Source organism: Corynebacterium sp. BF-R-2 (genome assembly GCF_024586525.1).
GTDB classification, from domain to species: domain Bacteria; phylum Actinomycetota; class Actinomycetes; order Mycobacteriales; family Mycobacteriaceae; genus Corynebacterium; species Corynebacterium singulare.
On sequence record NZ_JAMFTP010000003.1, the window covers coordinates 188410 to 208503 of the forward strand.

The following is a 20094-nucleotide window of genomic DNA, read 5'->3' on the forward strand; positions in this document are numbered from 1 at the left end:
GCAGATAGCGCCAGCAGCACCGGCCAAGCCGCCGGTGTCGTTGGCGAACCCACATGATGCCCACCTCAAGCCCTCGCCGCTGCCGCCGGCGGTGCAGTGGGTAGCCATCGGGTTGTTCGTGGCGGCGGTGGCGGTATCGGGCGTCTATGCGATTTCCGAGCACTGGCGCCGCGCCACCATGCTGCTGGGAGGGGCACTGATGTGGCTCACCGTGGTGCGCCTGACCTGTGACTCCTCGCGGGTCGGCGTGTTGGCCGTGCGCTCGCGGCGCTTCGACGCCTGTTTCACCGGCATCCTCGGCGCGGCGATGGCGTTTATGGCCTTTTCCATCGACGCGCTCGGCTCCTAGATGTAATACTCATCTCCCACGTAGGCTGGGCCGACGTCGAGGCCGTTCGGGGCGGAGAGCAACAAGAAGTTGCGCAGGATGCGGTTCATTTGGCGTGTTTCGGTGAGGAAGGCATCGTGGCCGACGGGGGAGACAATCTTGGCCATGGCCAGTAACTGGTTGACGTTGCGGGAGATGTGCTCCTGCTGGTGATAGGGATACAGGATGTCCGTGTCCACGCCCACGACCATTGTCGGCACCTGCGAGGCGGCCAGCGCCTTGATAAGCCCGCCACGTCCGCGGCCGACGTCGTGACGGTTGAGGGCCTCGGTAAGCACGACGTAGGAACCGGCATCGAAACGATCAGTAAGCCTGCCGCCCTGGTAGTCCAGGTAGGAGTTCACCGCGAAGCGCTGGTTGAGTCGGCGGTACGGACCCAAGGGGTTTTCGCCCTGCTGCGGTGAGGCACCAAAACGTTCGTCGATTTCCTGCTCGCCGCGGTACGTCAGGTGCGCGATGCGGCGCGCGGCGGCTAGGCCATCGCGCGGGGTCTTGTCCGTGAGGTAGTAATTGCCGCCGTGCCAGAACGGATCGCGCTCAATCGCGGAAATCTGGGCGGTCTGAATGCCGATCTGCCAGCCCGACGCTCGGGCTGAGACCGCAATCACGCACACCGCTGACACGCTCTCCGGGTGCATGAGGCTCCACTCCAGCGTGCGAGCCCCTCCCATCGAGCCGCCTAGCACGGCATGGACGCGCGAGATGCCCAGCTCCTTCAAGCAGGCGTGTTCCGCCTCAACCAAATCCCTGATGGACAACGCGGGGAAGCGTCCGCCCCACGGCTCGCCATCCGGGTGCAGGCTGCTTGGACCCGTGGAGCCATTGCAACCGCCCAGGGCGTTGGTAGCGATAACGCACCACCGCGTGGTGTCCAGGGCCTTGCCGGGGCCGACCAGGTCAGACCACCACTCCGCCACGTTGGAGTCTCCGGTGAGGGCATGTTCCACCAGCAGCACGTTGTTAACCCCGTCGGGGTCGCCGGCGAAGGCGCCCCAGCGTTGGTAGGCCAGGGAGGCGTCGGCAAGCACGGCGCCCGCCTCGGTGGTGAAATCTCCGATGGGGACCTGGGCCAGCTCGCCCTCGGGCGCGAGTTCGGGAACGGTGCTAGCCAATGGCCTGGAACCCGCGCTCGAGGTCAGCAATGATGTCCTGGACATCCTCGATGCCCACGGACAAACGCACCGTGGCCTGGGTAATGCCCGCAGCCTTCAGCGCTGCCTCGTCGGACTGGGAGTGCGTCGTGGTGGCCGGGTGCACCACGAGGGAACGCGTGTCACCGATGTTGGCCAGGTTGGAGTGCAGCTTCAGGGCGTCGATAAACGCCCAGGCCTCCTCACGGCCGCCGTCGATGTCGAAGGAGAGCACGGAACCGGTGTAGGCATAACCCAGCTTCTCCTTGGTGGCCTTGTACGGCGAGGAATCCAGGCCCGCGTAGTTGACCTTCGTGACCTTGGCGTGGCCCTCCAGGTACTCAGCCACGGCCTGGGCGTTGGCATTGTGCTTATCGACGCGCAACTGCAACGTCTCAATGCCATTCAACGTCAGCCAGGCATTAAACGGGGAAATGGCGGCACCCGTATCGCGCAGGAGGCCCGCGCGGGCTTTGACGGCGAAGGCCGGTGCGCCGAGGTCGGCGTACTTGAGGCCGTGGTAGGCCTCGTCCGGGGTGACGAAGTAGGGGAAGACCGGCTCGCCGTCGCGGGTGACGGTCCAGTCGAAGGAGCCGCCGTCAATAATCGCGCCGCCGATGGCGGAACCATTGCCGGTGTAGAACTTCGTGGTGGAGACCACGACGATGTCTGCGCCCAGCTCCAGCGGGCGGGCCAGGGCGCCGGTGGCGATGGTGTTGTCCACGATGAGCGGAATCTGGTTTGCGTGGGCGACCTCGGCGATGGCTGGGATATCGAGGACGTCAGCGACCGGGTTGCCAAAGGTCTCGCCGTAGAAGGCTTTGGTGTTCGGCTGAACGGCGTCCTGCCACGAGGCTGGGTCATCCGGGTTCTCCACAAGGGTGACGTCGATGCCGAGGCGCTTGAGAGTGACGGTGAATAGGGTAGAGGTTCCGCCGTAGAGGCGCGGGGAGGTGACGATGTGGTCGCCCGCGGAGGCCAGATTAAAAATGGCGGCGGTCTCGGCGGCCTGGCCGGAAGCAAAAGCTACGGCGGCAACACCGCCCTCCAGCGATGCCAGGCGGGCCTCCAAGGCATCCTGGGTGGGGTTGGTCAGGCGGGTATAAATCGGGCCGGCATCCGAGAGGTTGAAGCGGTTGGCGGCGTGCTCGGCATCGTTGAAGACGTACGACGTGGTCTGGTAAATCGGCACGTTACGTGCGTTGGTGGAGCCATCCAGGTTCTGGCCGGCATGGAGGGAGCGGGTGGCAAAAGACCACTCGTTTACTGCGGAATTGTCGTATTTGGTGCTCATGCTTGGCAACGGTAGACCAAGCGGTTCAGAACTGTAAGTGGCCTACCGGAAAATGCAGGCGAGCGGCGGAATAAAAATAGACCGAGCGGTTGGTTGATGATCGTCTCATCGTGTTCGAAGCACCCTAACGGAGTTGATAGATCTTTTCCAGTTTCGTGGTCGGATAAGCACGTAGGCGATAAAATCTAGAAAACCGGAGGAGCGTCTTTATGGTGTCTACTGTTGATCGCGGAGTGCTGCTGATACATAGGTTCGTGGTCGGCTTGGCAGTCATAGTGTCCTGCGGGGCGGCGCTTGCCGAGTGGAGTGCCATGAGTTTTCTTTGGCTGCTGCTGGCCTTGGGGATGGCTATCTCTAGTATTCGTCCACGAGTTTCCATAGCGATTGTTTTTGCTCTGTTTCTTATCCTTAACGCTCAAGGACTCAATGGATACGCGTTGAACGCGGTCAGTGCATTGTTCATTTGTTGCTTAGCTGTTCTCGGTTTTGTGCGAACGGGGCTTGTAGGAATCTTTCTCGTTGGATATGTTCCGCTGGTGTTTGTTCTTTTTCCTTCCTGGGCAGAACCAGGAGAACCATTTTCTACGTCCCTTTTTGCGGCGTCAACAACAGTGATGGGAATTGCTGGGCTCTTATGGGTACTAGGATTTGGCTTGCAGGCAACGGTGAAACGAAGCACCGATGTCCGGCGTGAACAAGAGGAATCACTGCGGGAGTACTTGCATGACAATGTGGGTAATCCATTAAGCATTGCCACGTTGGGTGCGCAATTGGCGGCAGCTCAGCATGGTGATTCGGGGCAGTTAAATCTTGTTATGCAGGAAGTTCAACGGGCTGCTGAGGCATTATCACATGTCGCAAGCCAAGCGGGGAAAGGCCGTAGACGCACTGTTCGAGGCGCGGCGATGGAATGGGCTGACAAGATGCAAGCATGTGGATTGTCCCCGTCAGTGTCGGTGGAGAGTAGCGCGGGAATTTCTGAAGTGCACAAAGCAGTTCTTCTCAGAGCAATGGATGAGCTGTGCTCTAACGTGATAAGGAATTCCGAAAAGGGAGCCGTAGTTTCACTCAGGCTTGAATCGAATCGGTCGACCCATGCTTTAACTGTCTCTAACGAGCTTTCATCATTGGGGCACCCTGCGGGTGTCAGTGGGATGGGAATTGGCTTAGACAATCTCGAGAAGGTTGTACGCGCGCACGGCGGAACAATGGTAGTGAAGAGGGAAGCACATCAATGGGTCAGTGAGATCCGGCTTGAACATGAAGAAAGCGGTGAAATCGGGTATGGGAATATCACTGCTTATCGTGGAAGATGAAAAGAAGTACGCTGCGCTTCTCCAGTCGATTTTTTGGAACCACCCCGATATTTCACATGTAGAGACAGTCCATGATGCTGAGACTGCCGCCGAAAAGCTGAGGGAGTCAACCTACGACGTTGTGCTTACAGATTTTCGCCTTCCAGGGGCTGATGGCTTTGAATTGATGTGCTCTCAAGACAAGAGCGAGAAGGCGCCTCCGTTCGTCGTAATGACCTCCTTTGACACCGATGAAGCGCTGCTTGAAAGCTATTCACTTGGGGCAATGGGATATGTTCCCAAGACGGCTGGCCCCGAAGCTTTCGTTTCTAGCGTTGTTAATGCGGCTGTGGGTAAAAAGACCATCGAGGCCGATGTGGCACAGCGGATTCTTGCGAACAGTTTTGGCTCACCGAGAGTGCAACATACTCAAAAAATGGTTCGACGATTAAAAACCGAAGATCAGAGGGTTCTACGCCTGCTGGTAGAGGGGCACTCAAACTCCGAAATTGCTCATCAGCTCCACTACGCGGAATCAACGATTAAACAAAAGGTACGCGTGCTGTTCGATCACTTTGGTGTGACCTCGAGAACCAAACTTATTGCCCGGCTCCAGGGTGTCCCTCTTGGACTTTTGCGCTGAGGGTTGGGGATTCTTGGTCCCGAAGCGGCAGTGGGTGGGACCCTTGTTCTGATTTAGGGCCTTTTCCTATTTTTCTTCCTCCGGCGGAGGTTATCAAGCCCCTCGGCCGAATTGCCTACTTTCGTCGGTGAAAGGACGAAAACTCTTGCAGGGAGTTAATGGCGCCACAGATACTGTGCCTGTCAGTTATCGAAAGAAGGGAATCCTGAAATGAAGAAGCTTGCCTTGGGCGCTGTCGTGTTTAGTGGGGTGATCGCCATGCAGCAGTCAGTCGCAGTTGCGCAGGAGCGACCTCACGAAGTTTCCGTTGAGCAGCTGCTGCAGGTCAATGGCAATGGGTACGAGTCCAATTTTGAAGCTGAGCTTGAGCCTTACAAGTATTCGATTGGCGCAGAGATGCCCCTGATCGATGTGGAGAGAGCAAAAGAAGATGGGCTATCTAGCGAGGCAATTCAAGTAGCAATCTATTACAACGATATCGTCTCGCATGATTACGGTAGCGGGCCCAGAGACCGTGCTTCTCTAGCCGATAGGTGGAACTGGTGTGGAAAGTACCGGACTGGAGGGAACGTACTAAATAGTGCGGATGGAGTGTGTAAGCGTCACGATTTATGCCTAGCTAATGCAGGAAATCAGAGGGCAGCAGAGATCGCGTGTGATAACCAATTCATTGACGGGATGAACAAGGTCAAGGGAAGCTACCGCGGCGCTGATCGCGTATATATTGAAGCTGCAATTCTGGCAATTAAGGGAGCCCGAGTCTGTCGGCCGGGCTGCTAAAAAGTTAAGAGCGATGAAGTAAAGAGGAGTGTGACAATGCTAGGCCTGCTTTTTGGAGTTTTGCCACTATGCGCTGTAATCGGGCTGACATGGTTCGTTGTGGCTAATTCACAGAACTTTGCGCTCCGAATCCCCTGGATTGGAGCCTTAGCAGGGCTAGGGATTGCGTTGTGGATTGTATTTGCTCCCGAATCTGTGAGCGGTTCCTGGTGGGAATACCTAGTACCGCTTTTCCTTGTGATGATTGCGGCTTTGGTGGGTGCGCTACGTCGTCCTTCTATAGCACATTCGATGGTGGAGACCTGCGCTGCCTCGGCGGTGGTTGTCGCAGGGCTCGTCATTTATTCGGTAGCTGACAAGGGCGATGGAACCGGATTGGACGCGGTGGCCTTTGTTCTTTATTGGTTCGCCATTTACCTGCCAGGCACTTTGGTCGGTACCCTTCTCGGCGGGCTTGCCAGCCGCCGGCGAGCCTAAATTTGGCTACACCGGAATGGGCTCGCCGACCGCGAGGATTTTCAGGCCCAGTACCTCGAATTCTTCTTCGGTGTGAACTGCGGTGCCGGCGCCGAGGATGGCCATAGTTTCCTGCGTGCCCCACGCCGGCAGGCCCGTGGCGCGCGCGGCATCGACGTCGCGATGCTCTCCGTGCGCGTGCTTGAGCAACACCGTCCCGGCGCCCTCGAGGCAGCTCAGGTCGGAGAAGGGCCACGGGTCGATGACGATGCTGCCCACGCTAGACAGAAGTAAAGGAATACAGCGAGAGCCCTTCGCTAACCTCCAGCTCGATGGTTTCGGTGTGGTTCTCGGGATCCCGGATGAGATCTACCGTGCCGTCGTGGGTGACGTCGAAGGTACGAACCGAACCATCGGCGCGATGCAGGCGGATGGTTCCGCGCCCAGAAGTGACCAGCTGTACCCATGCGGCGCGGTAGTTGAGGCGCAGGCGTGCGTTGGGGCCGGCAATAATGGGCTGCTCAGCCAGTGTCCATGTGCCGCCCAGTGAATACTGTTCCAGCAGAGGATTACCCAGGGTGAACTGGTGCGTGCCGTTGCGGTAGTCGGCATGGGCGAAGAATTGCGCACGGGCGGTACCGAGGTAGGTCTCCGGTGAGCGCGGCGCGTTGTGAGCATCGGCAGCCTCAATCGGTTCGGGTAGAGCCACGGAGGGATCGCGCTCGATGAGAAGCTCCCGAATGAGGCGCTCGGTCTCGGCGTAGCCACCCTCGCCGTGGTGGGACTGACGTACCGTACCGTGCTTATCGACGAGATAGTGCGCCGGCCAGTACCGATTCTCAAAGTTTTTCCACGTAGCGAAAACATTGTCCTGCGCCACCGGATAGTCGATTCCCTGTTCGCGGGCTGCACGGCGTACATTGTCGGCCTCGTGCTCGAAGGCATACTCCGGTGCATGGATGCCGATGATGTCAAAGCCGTAGTCCTTGTAGTGCGCATAAAGCTTGGTCAGGTGCGTGTTGTTGCGCAGGCAATTGATACAGGCGTAGGCCCAGAAGTCAATGAGTGTGACCTTGCCGGAGGTGCGCGGATCGATGGGGGCATCCGTGTTGAACCAGCCCGTCAACCCGGCGAATGCGGGCACTGGGGTCCCATCCGCAGTGAGGGCTGCCTGCTCAACGGGGGTGGCATCGACGTTGATGCTGGGGAGTTTTTGTTGCAGCCACGAGGGCACGCCGAGGGAGATAGCGCCGGCCATGGCGATCACCACAATTCCGGCGGTGATGCGCACGCCGCGCTGGTGGGAGCGGAAGGCATCGACGCGGTTGCCCACTTCGTTGCCGCCTAGAGCGAAAGCCAGCAGCGGGATCGCCACTCCAAGGGCGAAGGACAAGCAGAGGGTGAGGATGTGGGCGTCGATAGTCCCGGTGGCGCCCGCCACCGAAATCGCCGCCAATACGGGGCCTGCGCAGGGCACGAAGACGACGCCCATGACGAGGCCGACGACGAAGCCGCCTTTGTCGCGGGTGTGGGCTTGCAAGCGTCCCGCCTTTGGGAGTTTCTGGAAAGGCCACTCGAGGATTTCTTGCATGCGCGGGAACACCATGCCCAAGCCAACGAGAACTAGCAGTGCGATTCCTACTTTCCACACGATGTCGGCAGGCAGACCGAGAGCACTGATTAACGTTGTGGCAAAGAGCGTGACGAGGCTAAAGCTCGTCACCAGCCCGCCCACGACCTGCCACGGTCTCCACCGTGAGCCGCCGCTGACTGCGAGGACGAGGGGTAAGACCGGCAGAATGCAGGGCGAAATGCCGGTGATAAGACCACCGGTAAACCCGATGAATAGCGTTGATAACATGCTGTACTCCTTCGCTTGTGGTGCGGTGCGGGTATGCAACCAGTTCGGAACACAAGCGATAAACGGATTGGCACAAACTTTTTTAGATCCATCCAATCCACTCGCTCGGGTGGCTCCGAATGGTGAGATACAGGGCCCGGAAAGGCCGGACCCGAACGCTTGAAAAGGAGCACCGAAATGAAGAAGCTTGTTACTGCAGCCGCTGCACTTGCCGTTGCTGCCAGTGGGCTGGTTGCCTGCAACGATAAAAAGGAAGAGATAGACATGAGGCCCAGCTCGGAGATGATGGCTCCCAGCTCTGACGCCATGATGAGCGAAGAAATGAGCAAGTAAAACTGCCATGCCCGCCCCGCTGCTGGAGGTAAGCTCTACACCTGTGCCTGCGTTGTCACCTGATGAACATGCGCGGCTGAACCACCTACTCGTTCAGACCGCCGCCGCAAACAAGCATGCCTTCAGCGCGCTGTACGACGCCCTCTCGCCCACCGTGTACAGCGTGTGCCTGAGCGTTCTGCGCAATCATGCGCTGGCGGAGGAAGTCGCTCAAGACATCTTCGTTGAAGTATGGACTTCCGCGGCGAAATTTGACCCGCAACGGGGAAATGCTCGCTCGTGGGTGGGCAGGTTGGCGCATGGGAGGGCCGTCGATAAGCTGCGTAGCCACGTTGCCGCAGTACAGCGCGATGACCGTGATGCCCGGCTTGTCGGCGGCTCCGCTGCCTCCCTCGAAGACCAAGCCCTGAGCAACGTTGAGGCGCAGCGGCTGCGCTCGGCTATTGGCGCGATTGGAGAACCGCACGCGACCGCGGTTGCCCTCACGTTTTTGGATGGCTTGACGCATGCTGAACTGGCAGAATCGACGGGAGTACCACTGGGCACGGCAAAGACGCGCGTGCGCGATGGCATTAAGAAGTTAAAAGCGGTCCTCGGAAAGGAGGGGCAATGAGTAATACGCACGAGTTTTCCGACTCGACCTTTGACGATTTCCTCGATTGCCTCCCCGAAGTGGAACCGCCGGCGCGAATGAAAGATGCTGTCTTTGCAGACATTGACGCCGCTGGTGCTGACGATGCCGAGGTCGTCGAGCTTCCTCGCCGCCGCTGGAAGGCCTTCGTAGCGGTACCTGCTGCTGCGGCGGTGCTTGTGGTAGGCGTGGTTGCTGCGCCGCAACTTCTGCAGTCAAGCTCATCCGATACCACCGACAGCGCGCGAGTAGAAGCCGAATCGCCCGGCGAGAAATCGATGCACGAGATCATGGGCGCCGACGACCTCATGCAGGGCAACGCTGATGCATCGGGCGCGCAGCTGGATATCGTTTCCTCCGCCTCGATGGCGCAATCCGGTGCGATGGTGGATGGCCAGCCCCATCTCGCTGACGGCATGGGAGCTCAGGTGTGGGCTGTCAGTGCTGACGGCGATATGGCCTCAGCGGGGGTTATCGGGCAGGATCCGCACGATGGGGTGTGGATGCCTTTCGACGGTGCTGCTGTGAAGGTTATGGTCACCGAGGAACCCGTCGGCGGTAGCGTGCAGCCCACCGGCCGCACACTCGCCACCGTGATCTTGGCTAGCGTCGGCTAGGGCCACGAGGCATCAGGGCACGAGAGCTTTCTTGACGAGCTCTAGGGCGGCGGCCAATTCGACGTCGCTCAAATGGCCGAAACCTAAGACCACGCCCTCCTCGGCGGTGGCCCCGCCCCAATAGTCGCGTAGTGGGGTGAGCGTAAGGCCCAGAGACGCCGCACGCTCGACCACGGCGTTATCGCACAGCAAGACCGCGTGGAGGCCGCCGTGGATGGGCAGCAGCGTAGCGGGGGAATCCGCCAGGGCTGCCTGTACTAGGTCGCGGCGGCGCTTGTACGCGCGGCGCATTCGCCCCGTGTGGCGCCGTAACGCGCCGCTGGCCAGGTAATTCGCCAAGGCCGCCTGCGGAATGGCGCCGACGGGTTGGCCAAAGACCTCCCGCACCCTCTCAACCGTCGAGCGCAAGCTCGGCGGTACGACGAGATAGCCACAAGCAATCGACGGTGAAATCACCGAAGAAAATGTGCCCAACAGCACCGTGTGCTCCGGGGCGAGCGCCGCTAGGGCGGGCAGGGGCTGGCCGACGTAGCGCAGCTCGGAATCAAAGTCATCCTCGACAATCAGCACGTCATTTCTTCGCGCCCACTCGACGAGCTCGCCGCGCCGAGCCGCCGGCAGGGAACCGCCATACGGGTGCTGGTGGGACGGCGTGACGATGAGAACGTCGAGGTCTTCGGTGGGGACGGTGACGCCGTGGGTGTCGGTAGGGACGTCGATAAGCGTATGGCCCAAAGCCTGGGGCACGCGGCGCAGGCTGGGATAACCCGGCGATTCCACGCCCACGCGCAGCTGGCCGCCGAGCGCGCGCAACAGCACCGACAGGCCATCGCGGGCGCCGGCGGTCACCACGACATAAGCAGGATCGACGGTGAGCCCGCGCATGTGGCGCAGATGAGCAGCCACCTCGCGGGGGAGATCGCCGGAGGGATCCACCGCGGCCTTGCGCCATGCCGCCCTCCATTCGGGGGTGAGGATGCCGGCGGTGTCGGGAAGACCCGGCGTGAGCTCGACACGGGGCGGCGTCGGCTGCGGCCGCGGGGCAGAATGAGGCTGCGGAGCGTGGGCATGTGGCAGGTGCGGGTTGATGACAGTGCCCGAACCCACCGCCGCGGTAAGGTAGCCCTCCGCAGTGAGCTGCTCGTAGGCGGTGACCACGCTGCCTCGGGAAATGCCGAGTTCAGCGGCCAGCGCGCGCGTTGAGGGTACCTGCTCCCCGGGTAGCAGAATTCCGGCGGCAACCTGGGTGCGGAGGGCCTCGGCAATCTGCACCGGGAGCGCACGCGTATCAGATGGGTCGAGGCGTAAAGACACCCACCCATCATAAGTGGTCTAATCCAACACTCGGAAAATGGCTCTTGTCTTGGACCAATTTTTAGGGCCATGATGTGAGCTATGACTGAACAGAAGAATGAACAGGGACGCGCCACCACGCGCGTCAAGCGTGGACTGGCTGACATGCTCAAGGGTGGCGTCATCATGGACGTTGTCACCCCGGAGCAGGCACGAATTGCGGAGGATGCGGGTGCGTCGGCAGTTATGGCGCTCGAGCGCGTGCCGGCCGATATCCGCGCCCAAGGTGGTGTGGCTCGTATGTCCGATCCGGAGCTTATCGAGGGCATCGTCGAGGCCGTCGACATCCCGGTCATGGCCAAGGCTCGCATCGGCCACTTCGTGGAGGCGCAGATCCTCGGCGAGCTCGGCGTGGACTTCATCGACGAGTCCGAGGTGCTCAGCCCGGCCGACTACGTCAACCACATCAACAAGTGGGACTTCGACGTGCCCTTCGTCTGCGGTGCCACCAACCTCGGTGAGGCCCTGCGCCGCATCACCGAAGGCGCGGCCATGATCCGTTCCAAGGGCGAGGCCGGTACTGGCGACGTCTCCGAGGCCGTCAAGCACCTGCGCACCATTAATGCTGAAATCGCGCGCCTGAAGAACCTCGACCGCGATGAGCTCTACGTTGCAGCCAAGGAGCTGCAGGCGCCGTACGACCTCGTTGCTGAGGTTGCGGAGACCGGCAAGCTGCCGGTCGTCCTCTTTGTTGCTGGCGGCGTGGCCACGCCTGCCGACGCCGCCCTCGTCCGCCAGATGGGCGCCGAAGGTGTCTTCGTCGGTTCCGGCATCTTCAAGTCCGGTAATCCGGCAGCGCGCGCGGAGGCCATTGTGAAGGCAGCGACCCTCTACGATCAGCCGGCTGAGCTGGCCAAGATTTCCCGTGGCCTGGGTGAGGCCATGGTGGGCATCAACGTCAACGACGTGCCGGCACCGCACCGCCTGGCGGAGCGCGGATGGTAAAAACGATCGGCGTCCTGGCGCTGCAGGGCGGGGTCGAGGAGCACCTGCGTATCCTCGACGAGCTTGGCGTCGCCACGCGCCGGGTGCGCCTGCCCCAGGACCTCGACGGGCTCGACGGGCTCGTCTTGCCCGGCGGCGAATCGAGCGCCATTGACAAGCTCGCGCGATCGTTCGGGGTGGCCGAGCCACTGCGCCAGACTGAGCTGCCGGTGCTCGCCACGTGTGCGGGGCTCATCTACAGTGCCCGCGAACTGGAGAACCCCGCGCCGGGGCAGCAGACGCTTGCGCTTATCGACGTCACCGTGCGCCGCAACGCCTTCGGCAACCAACGTTTCTCCGAGGAGCGTACCGTTCCCGTGACGCTGGGTGGCCAGACGCTCGACGTTGAGGCGAGCTTCATCCGCGCGCCCATCGTTACGCGCGTGGGTGAAGGCGTGGAGGTTATTGCCACCGTGCCGCGGGAAGATGGCGAGGCGGTGGTGGGCGTACAGCAGGGCAACGTTACAGCCCTGAGCTTCCATCCGGAGGAGAATGGGGACCGCCGCCTTCACGCCGCGTGGTTAGCTGATTTCGCAATTTAACTATCGTGGAAAAGTGAACTGGGCTACATTGAAGGCTGAACGCTGAACAGATCACGCCCAGAAAGGCTCGCCGTGAGCACACCCGCCCCAGAAGTCGTCCGCGAAGATATCCGTTTCCTCGGCCGGGTGCTCGGCCGGGTCATCGCCCAGCAGGAGGGCGAGGACGTCTTTGATCTTGTCGAATCGACTCGCCGCATGGCCTTCGACGTCGCTCACGGCGATGCCAAGCCGGAGGACCTCGTCGCCATCTTCCGCGACCTCGATATCACCAAGGTCAACCTTGTGGCCCGCGCCTTCAGCTACTTCGCGCTCATTGCCAACCTGGCGGAAGACTTGGACGATGAGTCCGTCGACGCGCCGGTCTCGCTGCGAAAGACCTTTGCCAAGCTCAAAGCCGAAGGCGTCGCTGCTGCCGACGCCGCTTCCACCGTCCGCGGCGCCCACGTCGCCCCCGTGCTCACCGCGCACCCCACCGAAACCCGCCGCCGCACCGTTTTCGATACCCAGACCCGCATCAAGGACCTGTTGAAGGAATCGCACCGCGGCGGGGACATGGCGGCGATCGAAAAAGAGATGTACCTGCGCATGACGCTGCTGTGGCAGACCGCGCTCATCCGTATCGCGCGCCCGACCTTGGAGGACGAGGTGGACGTCGGCCTGCGCTACTACAAGCTTTCCCTCCTGGACCAGGTCCCTGCGCTTAACCGCGCCATCCGCCACGCTATGCGTGAGACCTTCGGCCAGCAGCTGCCGGACTCCCCGGTCGTGCGCCCCGGTTCCTGGATCGGCGGCGACCACGACGGCAATCCCTATGTCACCGAGCACACCCTCACCTACGCCACCCGCAAGGCCGCGAAGACCGTCCTGCGCTACTACGAAGAGCAGCTCGCGGAGCTGGAGCGCGAGCTGTCCCTCTCTGATCGCTATTCCTCGAGCTCGAAGGAGCTCGGCGCGCTTGCCGACGCCGCAAATAACAACGACCAATCCCGCGTCGACGAACCTTACCGCCGCGCCATCTACGGCATCCGGCACCGCGTGAAGGAGACGCTCAAGGTGGTGAAGGGGGAGACGTCGGCAAGCGCGTATGCCTCACCGGACGAGCTCACACGTGACCTCGACGTCATTGACCGCTCGCTGCGCCAATTCAATGATGACATCATCGCCGACGACCGCCTCGCGCGCCTGCGCTCCGCCGTAACGACGTTCGGCTTCCACCTGTATTCGCTGGACATGCGCCAGAACTCGGAGTCCTTTGAGAACGTGCTCACGGAGATTTTCGCGGAGGCAAATATTGCTGGGGAGTACCGCGCGCTGGGAGAGGAAGAGAAGGTTGCGCTGTTGGTCAAGGAGCTGCAGACCAATCGCCCGCTGCTCTTCCCGGATGCGGAATTTAGCGTGGAAACCGCTAAAGAGCTTGGCATTTTCCGTGCGGCCGCACGTGCTGTGCGCGACCTGGGGCCGGAGTCGGTGTCGCACTGCATCATCTCCATGACGGGGACGGTCTCCGACATTCTTGAGCCGATGGTGCTGCTCAAGGAAGTCGGGCTGAAGCAGGTCGATGTGGTGCCGCTGTTTGAGACCATCGATGACCTCAAGGCCGGCGCAGGCATCCTGGAGAAGCTGTGGGCGGTGCCGGTGTACCGCGATCACCTGCGCTCGCGGGGCGATGTGCAGGAGGTCATGCTGGGCTACTCCGATTCCAACAAGGACGGCGGCTACCTGCAGGCGAACTGGGCGCTGTACGACGCCGAACTGGCCCTCGTGGATGTGTGCCAACGCCACGGTGTGGAACTGCGCCTGGCGCACGGTCGCGGTGGTGCGGTCGGCCGCGGTGGTGGCCCGACGTATGACGCGATTTTGGCGCAGCCCAAAGGTGCGGTGACCGGCTCGGTGCGCATCACCGAGCAGGGCGAGGTTATCTCGGCTAAGTATGGTGCGCCAGAGACCGCGCGCCGCCACCTTGAGGCTTTCGTCTCCGGTGCGCTGGAGGCCTCGCTTTTGGACACCGAACCTATCGCAGACCCGGAGCGAGCGTACGAGATCATGCGCGAGCTCGCGAGCCTGAGCGGTGGGGCGTACCGCCAGCTTGTCGACGACCCCGGCTTCATCTCCTATTTCACCCAGTCCACGCCTCTGCATGAGATTGGCGAGTTGAACCTCGGCTCACGCCCGACCTCGCGCAAGCAGACCACCGCGATTACGGACCTGCGCGCGATTCCGTGGGTGCTGTCGTGGTCGCAGTCCCGCACGAACATTCCGGGATGGTTCGGCGTGGGCAGTGCGGTGACCTCATGGGTGTCTCAAGGCGCTGCTAACACCGGCGGCGACAGCACAGCGGCTAACGGCGAGGTTGCGGGCGACGGGGTTACGGGTGACGAGGAGGCACGCTGGGAGGAACTGCGCGAGCTCTATCGCACATGGCCCTTCTTCCGATCCGTGTTCGCCAACATGGCCCAGGTCATGGCGAAGGCGGAGATGCAGCTGGCGCGCCTGTACGCCAACCTCGTCGATGATAAAGCCACCGCCGACCGCATTTTTGCCCTCATCTCGGAGGAATTCGAGCGCACCCGCGAGGTATATCTCACGGTTACCGGCAACGCGGACCTGGTTAGTGAGAACCAGCGCCAGGCGCGCTCGCTCAAGCGCCGCTACCCGTACCTGCTGCCGCTCAACGCGGTCCAGCTCGAGCTGCTGCGCCGCTACCGGCGCGGCGATGACCAGTTCCTCGTGTCCAAGACCATCCAGGTCACGATGAACGGTCTAGCCACCGCGCTGCGCAACGCCGGCTAACCAAGCCCAACTTGACCCAGCCCAGCTTGACTTAGTTCTACTTGATCAAGCCCAGAGTAAACACGCCCAGGTCAAACGCGTCCGCTTTCATCACGCGCGCCGATGTCCCCGTCAGGAGAAGGTTCCTGCGGGGGCGTCGGCGTTGAGCGGTGGGAGGGTTAGTTGAAGGGGCTGGTGAAGACGGGGGAGGCGTCGTAAGGCGGCAGCCACGCGGTGCGCCCACCGATGCGATCCATCCGACCGCGCGTAGGCGGGGAATCGGGGTCGTCGTCGTTGACGCCGTTGTGGTACGGGCAGAGCGGCACCAGGTTGAGGATGTTGGTCGGCCCGCCGCGGGCCCAGGCCACAATATGGTGAATCTGGCACTTCTCGAAGGGCACCTTGCAGCCCTTCCACGCGCAGCAGGGATTCTCCGCGGCCAGCGCAAGGCGCTGTTTCTCGGTGGCGAAACGCTGCGAACGGAAGACATCGAGCGGGCCGTGTTCGCGGCTGACCGCCACAATGATGCCTTTATCCAGCATGACTTGCTCGACTAACTGCGAACCGGTCATCGTCGCACCATCGGTGGTGCGGACGATAAATTCCTCGCCATCCTTCTCAGTGTTGCCCTTGAGCAGCTCGGCGTAGTCATCAAGCTGCATGACCGCCATAGCAGTCACCTCAGTTTTCACGCCGCCGCCTTCGAGTTGTTCTAAGAAGCTCGCGCCGGGGCGCTCTTGGTCGATGCCCTTAAACAGGTCCGTAAGCTCGCGTGAATCTGCCGTCACGGTCAGCGTGGCAAGGCCATTATCGTGCTGGGTAATCTTCGCGCGCTCGGCATACGTGCGGGGCTTACGCATCTCGCGCAGGCGCTTGCGGGCAACGTTGTCCACCAGCTCCGCACTGGTCTGGCACAGCTCCACGCGCAGGTCCCAAGCCTTATTGTGGTCCCGGACTTTGGCCACGAAAGACTCGATGCGTTGCAAGGTCACTAGGCCATGCCCGCGGCGGCGGGCGGCGTCGGCGGCAATGCGCTGCTTGCGGGTGGAGTTAGTGTGTCCGAAGTAGGTGTGGTGGAGGGAGAGGAGGAGGGAGGCGTCGGCAGGCGTGGCACCGAAGGAAACCAGGTCGGATTCAGACAGGCCCGCGCACTCGGCCACCAAGTCAATGGCCCGGCCGAGTGCGGCGAAGAAGGTCTGAACTCTCATGAACCTCAGCCTAAAAGCGCTCCACCGAGCCAACAAGGGCTAGCTACCGCCGGTGGCGAAAACTGTGGATAACTAGTCCCGACTAAGCGCCCGCCAGACCGCGGCGCTTGAGCAGCGGTGTGACATCCTTGTCGCGGCCGCGGAACTCGCGGTAAGCCTCGGTGAAGTCGCGGGAGGCTCCCTTTGACAGGATGACCTCGCGGAACTTCTGGCCTGCCGCGCGCATATCCGACTGCTCCTTGAACCATTCGAAACCGTCGGCGTCGAGAGCCTCGGCCCAGAGATAGGAGTAGTAGCCCGCGGAATAACCACCCGCAAAGATGTGATTAAAGTACGTCGACCGGTAGCGCGGAGCGATGAGCGGGTTGTCCAAACCAGCCGCGCGCAGAGCCTCAGCCTCGAACTCGGCGACAGCCTCCGGGGTCGCCTCCAGCTTGGCGGCCTCGGCGGCGCTGAGCGAATGCCAGGCTAAGTCGATGATGGAAGCACCCAGGTACTCCGTGGTGGCAAAACCTTGGCCGAACTCGGAAGCCGCGGTGATGGCATCGAGCAGCTCGTCGGGGATGGGCTCGCCGGTCTCTACGTGGCGCGCGTACTCCTTGACCAACTGAGGATCGAGGGCCCAGTTCTCGTTGATCTGCGAGGGGAACTCCACCCAGTCACGGGGGACGTTGGTGCCGGCGAAGGTGGGGTAGCGGACGTCGGAAAGCAGGCCATGCAGAGCGTGACCGAACTCGTGGAAGACGGTGCGCACCTCGTCCATGCTGAGCAGCGGCTGCGAACCGTCGGCGGGCTTGGTGATGCCCATGACGTTAACAATGACCGGCTTGCGCTCCAGCAGCCCGGACTGGCCGACGAACTCGCTCATCCAGGCGCCACCGCGCTTGGTGGGTCGGCCAAAGTAGTCGGTGAGGAGGAGACCAATCCCCTTTTCCCCGTGATTGACGTTTCCGTCAATCACCTCCCACACGCGGACGCCCTCCGCGTAGCCGTCGAGGTCATCGCGCGGGGTCACGGTGATGCCGTAGAGGCGCTCGGCGGCGGCGAAGACGCCTTTTTCCAGGACCTGGTCGAGGGGGAAGTACGTGCGCAGTTCCTCTTCATCGAGGGAGAAGTCGCGGGCGCGGACCTTGGATTCCCAATAGGGCCAGTCGGCGGCGGTGAAGCCTTGGCCGTTGAGCTCGGCTTCTTCGGCGAGGAGTTTCTGTTCACCGGCTGCGTTGGCTGCGGCGGCGGGGGCGAGGTCGTGGAGCATGGAGTGGGCGGCGTCGGCAGTCGCGGCGGTCTCTTCAGCGATGACGTAGTCGGCATGTGTGGCGTATCCCAAAAGCTCGGCGCGCTCGGAGCGCAGCTGCACGGCCTCGATGAGCCCCGGGATGTTGTTCTCAGAGCCCCTGCTTGCCGACGCCCCATACAACCTCCCCCTCGCATCCTCCCGTGCCAAGCGGCTGAGCTCCGACTGGACGGTGGGCAGCTCCAGTGGGATGACAAAGCCGTCGCGTCCGAGTGCTTCGGCATCGGCCTTGGCGGAGGCGATGCGCTCGGCGGGCAGGCCCTCCAGCTCTTCTTCGGTGAAGGACACCGCGCGCTCGCGCGTGGACGCCATGAGGTTGCGGCCAAATTCCTCCGAGAGCGCGGACAGGCGCTGGTTGATCTCGGACAGGCGGGCCTTGCCGGCAGCGTCGAGGTCGGCTCCCTTGCGTTTGAAGGTGCGCAGGAGGTGGTCGTGGAGGTGGTGGCCCTCGGGGTCGTCGGCAAGCGGCGTTGCCTCCTTGATGCGCGCGTAGAGCACCTCGTTCTGGTACATCGCGTCATAGTGCGCGGCGAGGCGCGGGTAGAGCTCGGCAGCGATATCCTCCATCTCCTCTGTGACGTCTGTGCCGGAGAGGTTGCCGAAGACAGCCATGACGCGGTCCAAGTCTTGGCCGGAGCGCTCGAGGGCCTCGACGGTATTCTCCCATGTGGGGTCGGCGGGGTTGTCGGTGATGGCGGCGATTTCCGCGCGGTGACGCGCTAGCGCCTCGTCGAAGGCCGGGCGGTAGTGCTCGACGGTGATGTCCGCGAAGGGCGGCAGTTGGTAGGGCAGCGGGGAAGGGCTCAAAAGTGGGTTAGTCATAAGTGACCAATCTACCCCACTCGTGTGACGGTTTTCACTAAATCGCTGTGTCGTGACGCTGGCTTGCGATGTATAAGGATGACATCAAGAACGAGGAACGCGGCCAACGTGATACCCAGCAGCGGCAGGAAGACACCGACGGTGGCTGCGAACAGCGCACCTAGTGCCGTGGTGGCCCAGGAGAAGTGTGATGTTGGAACAAAGCGTGGGCGGCGCTTGAACCACATGTAATAGCCCAAGATCACGAGGGCGGCGATAGCCAGCCCCAGCGCGAACAATGCAATCTGCAGCGGCAGGCCGAACATGATGCCCGTGTGCAGGTAGATTCCCCAGCTGCTGAGCTTGCTAAACAACGGCAGGCTGGAGAAGGGCTGGCGGTCGATGACCTCACCGGTGGAGCCGTCGACGGACACCTCGTCGGAGGTTGTGCGCCACTCGACCCAGCGTTCGCTGACCTGCCAGGCGGAGTGGGCGTCTTCCGGTGGGTACAGGCGCAGCGGACCGGTGAGGCCTTCGGCACGGCCGGTGCGGAGGACTCGCTCAGCTTCAGCAGCCACGCCAGCGCTTTCCGACGCCCCTCCCGCATGGCCGCCATGTCCCTCATGACCTTCGTGTCCGGTGTGCTCATGTGCTTCGGGGGTTGTACCGGGCACGGTGGTCTCGATGGGGGTGGCTTTCCAGTGCATACGTTCCACGAGGGAGTTGACATTGTCGCCGGCCAGCTGCGACCACGTGATACCGGTGGCGGAAAGACCAATGAGACCGATAAATATCCAGGCTCCGATGGTGGAGTGTAGGCGCGTAGCCTTCGAGCGTGCGGAGCGCTTCGGCTGCTGTGGTGTGGACTTCGCGGTTGCCTTGTTCTTGGGGCGGCGGCGAATCCACCACATGTAGAGCCCGCCGCAAGCCATGACCCACAGCCAGGAGGCGGCCAGCTCGGAGTAGAGCTTACCCACCTTGCCCAGGTGGAAGCTTTCGTGCAGGGAGGAAATCCAGCGGCGCAGCGGCATCTCACCCAGACCGGAGTAAGTGGGGTAGTCCCCTATGACCTTGGCGGTTGCGGGGTCGATGAAGACGGTGCGCTGGAGGCTCTCATCGATGCTGTCATCGGACACCAGAACGCGCGTGGAATCTGTCGGTGTCGTGGCTGGCCATACCTGCGTGACTGGCATGTCTGGGTGCTTGTGCTGTGCGGCCTGGATTTGCTCCTCCAAGCTCACGGGGTGCTCGACCGCCGGAACGGTCATGACGTCGCGGTACACCACCTTCTCCAGGGAAGGTGCCACGGCATAAAGACAGCCGGTCAGGGCCGCGATGAGGATGAAGGGGCCGACGAACATGCCGCCATAAAAGTGAATGCGCTGAATGAAGGATCGCAGAGCCGTCCGACTCATATGTAGTGCTCTTTCAGGGTCTAGGGGTAAAGGGCCCCTGCTAAACGTTCGCGGGACGCTCAGTAGGGGCGATGGACAGGCGCTGATATCAACTGCACTAGTAGTCGGAGGCGATGGTTTCTCGGTTCCCGAAAATTGAAAAACTTTTTAACTAACTGGGTTCCTCGGTGTTCAAAGTGCTGAGAGCGGCTTGTTGGTAGGGGTGTTGCGGAACGGTGGTAGGGCTGGATTCCGACTAGGTGGTAGGGCCGGGCAGCTGGCCTTGTCGGGGCCAGCGGCCGGGCCTTTAATCCGATCGAC

At 61.9% G+C, this 20094-nt stretch carries 19 protein-coding genes; 11 read left to right on the forward strand and 8 right to left on the reverse strand.

All coding sequences use genetic code 11. The features are described from left to right. Positions 1-34: 34 nt before the first annotated feature. On the forward strand, positions 35-349 hold the full coding sequence (locus M5J09_RS03195; RefSeq protein ID WP_042529497.1) for a DUF3017 domain-containing protein: 315 nt from the start codon (positions 35-37) through the stop codon (positions 347-349). Here M5J09_RS03195 and M5J09_RS03200 read toward each other — a convergent pair. Further along, positions 346-1545, reverse strand: a complete 1200-nt coding sequence (locus M5J09_RS03200; protein ID WP_257156928.1) for a homoserine O-acetyltransferase — start codon at positions 1543-1545, stop codon at positions 346-348. The genes M5J09_RS03195 and M5J09_RS03200 overlap by 4 nt on opposite strands. Beyond that, on the reverse strand, positions 1493-2812 hold the full coding sequence (locus tag M5J09_RS03205) for an O-acetylhomoserine/O-acetylserine sulfhydrylase (RefSeq protein WP_257156929.1): 1320 nt from the start codon (positions 2810-2812) through the stop codon (positions 1493-1495). The genes M5J09_RS03200 and M5J09_RS03205 overlap by 53 nt, the downstream gene beginning before the upstream one ends. Positions 2813-3021: 209 nt before the next feature. Between M5J09_RS03205 and M5J09_RS03210 the strand changes: the two genes are divergently transcribed. From M5J09_RS03210 to M5J09_RS03225, 4 genes are all read left to right on the forward strand, one after another. Continuing rightward, positions 3022-4128, forward strand: a complete 1107-nt coding sequence (locus M5J09_RS03210; protein ID WP_257156930.1) for a hypothetical protein — start codon at positions 3022-3024, stop codon at positions 4126-4128. Further along, positions 4073-4750: a response regulator transcription factor gene (locus M5J09_RS03215; RefSeq protein ID WP_257156949.1), complete on the forward strand. Its 678-nt coding sequence runs from the start codon at positions 4073-4075 to the stop codon at positions 4748-4750. The genes M5J09_RS03210 and M5J09_RS03215 overlap by 56 nt, the downstream gene beginning before the upstream one ends. 210 nt (positions 4751-4960) lie before the next feature. After that, positions 4961-5530, forward strand: a complete 570-nt coding sequence (locus M5J09_RS03220; RefSeq protein WP_039673899.1) for a hypothetical protein — start codon at positions 4961-4963, stop codon at positions 5528-5530. Between the two features lie 291 nt (positions 5531-5821). Then, positions 5822-6007: a hypothetical protein gene (locus M5J09_RS03225; protein WP_257156931.1), complete on the forward strand. Its 186-nt coding sequence runs from the start codon at positions 5822-5824 to the stop codon at positions 6005-6007. A 6-nt stretch (positions 6008-6013) separates the two neighbouring features. Here the strand turns inward: M5J09_RS03225 and M5J09_RS03230 are convergent, their stop codons facing one another. Then, complete coding sequence (locus M5J09_RS03230) at positions 6014-6199, reverse strand: hypothetical protein (protein WP_257156932.1); 186 nt, start codon at positions 6197-6199, stop codon at positions 6014-6016. A gap of 67 nt (positions 6200-6266) precedes the next feature. Continuing rightward, positions 6267-7847: a cytochrome c biogenesis protein CcdA gene (locus M5J09_RS03235; protein ID WP_257156933.1), complete on the reverse strand. Its 1581-nt coding sequence runs from the start codon at positions 7845-7847 to the stop codon at positions 6267-6269. Between the two features lie 177 nt (positions 7848-8024). On the opposite strand from M5J09_RS03235, the gene M5J09_RS03240 reads away from it, so the two are divergent. Genes M5J09_RS03240 through M5J09_RS03250 form a run of 3 tightly spaced genes read left to right on the forward strand, consistent with a single transcriptional unit; the run spans position 8025 to position 9428 of the window. Further along, positions 8025-8180, forward strand: a complete 156-nt coding sequence (locus M5J09_RS03240) for a hypothetical protein (RefSeq protein ID WP_257156934.1) — start codon at positions 8025-8027, stop codon at positions 8178-8180. A 7-nt stretch (positions 8181-8187) separates the two neighbouring features. Continuing rightward, positions 8188-8793: a sigma-70 family RNA polymerase sigma factor gene (locus M5J09_RS03245; protein ID WP_257156935.1), complete on the forward strand. Its 606-nt coding sequence runs from the start codon at positions 8188-8190 to the stop codon at positions 8791-8793. Further along, on the forward strand, positions 8790-9428 hold the full coding sequence (locus tag M5J09_RS03250; RefSeq protein ID WP_257156936.1) for an anti-sigma factor: 639 nt from the start codon (positions 8790-8792) through the stop codon (positions 9426-9428). Before M5J09_RS03245 ends, M5J09_RS03250 begins: the two co-directional genes overlap by 4 nt. A 12-nt stretch (positions 9429-9440) precedes the next feature. On the opposite strand, the gene M5J09_RS03255 is transcribed toward M5J09_RS03250, so the two are convergent. Continuing rightward, complete coding sequence (locus M5J09_RS03255) at positions 9441-10742, reverse strand: PLP-dependent aminotransferase family protein (protein WP_257156937.1); 1302 nt, start codon at positions 10740-10742, stop codon at positions 9441-9443. A gap of 81 nt (positions 10743-10823) precedes the next feature. Between M5J09_RS03255 and pdxS the strand changes: the two genes are divergently transcribed. From pdxS to ppc, 3 genes are all read left to right on the forward strand, one after another. After that, positions 10824-11726: a pyridoxal 5'-phosphate synthase lyase subunit PdxS gene (pdxS, locus tag M5J09_RS03260; RefSeq protein ID WP_257156938.1), complete on the forward strand. Its 903-nt coding sequence runs from the start codon at positions 10824-10826 to the stop codon at positions 11724-11726. Continuing rightward, positions 11720-12307, forward strand: a complete 588-nt coding sequence (pdxT, locus tag M5J09_RS03265) for a pyridoxal 5'-phosphate synthase glutaminase subunit PdxT (RefSeq protein WP_257156939.1) — start codon at positions 11720-11722, stop codon at positions 12305-12307. The genes pdxS and pdxT overlap by 7 nt, the downstream gene beginning before the upstream one ends. Before the next feature lie 72 nt (positions 12308-12379). Next, a complete protein-coding gene (ppc, locus tag M5J09_RS03270) occupies positions 12380-15097 on the forward strand; it encodes a phosphoenolpyruvate carboxylase (RefSeq protein ID WP_257156940.1) in 2718 nt (905 codons plus the stop codon). 158 nt (positions 15098-15255) lie between these two features. On the opposite strand, the gene M5J09_RS03275 is transcribed toward ppc, so the two are convergent. From M5J09_RS03275 to M5J09_RS03285, 3 genes are all read right to left on the reverse strand, one after another. Next, entirely contained in the window at positions 15256-16284 is a 1029-nt protein-coding gene (locus tag M5J09_RS03275; RefSeq protein WP_257156941.1) for an HNH endonuclease signature motif containing protein, read from the reverse strand. An 82-nt stretch (positions 16285-16366) separates the two neighbouring features. Next, positions 16367-18400, reverse strand: a complete 2034-nt coding sequence (locus tag M5J09_RS03280) for a M3 family metallopeptidase (RefSeq protein WP_257156942.1) — start codon at positions 18398-18400, stop codon at positions 16367-16369. Positions 18401-18411: 11 nt separating this feature from the next. Further along, a complete protein-coding gene (locus M5J09_RS03285) occupies positions 18412-19794 on the reverse strand; it encodes a PepSY domain-containing protein (RefSeq protein ID WP_257156943.1) in 1383 nt (460 codons plus the stop codon). Positions 19795-20094: the final 300 nt, after the last annotated feature.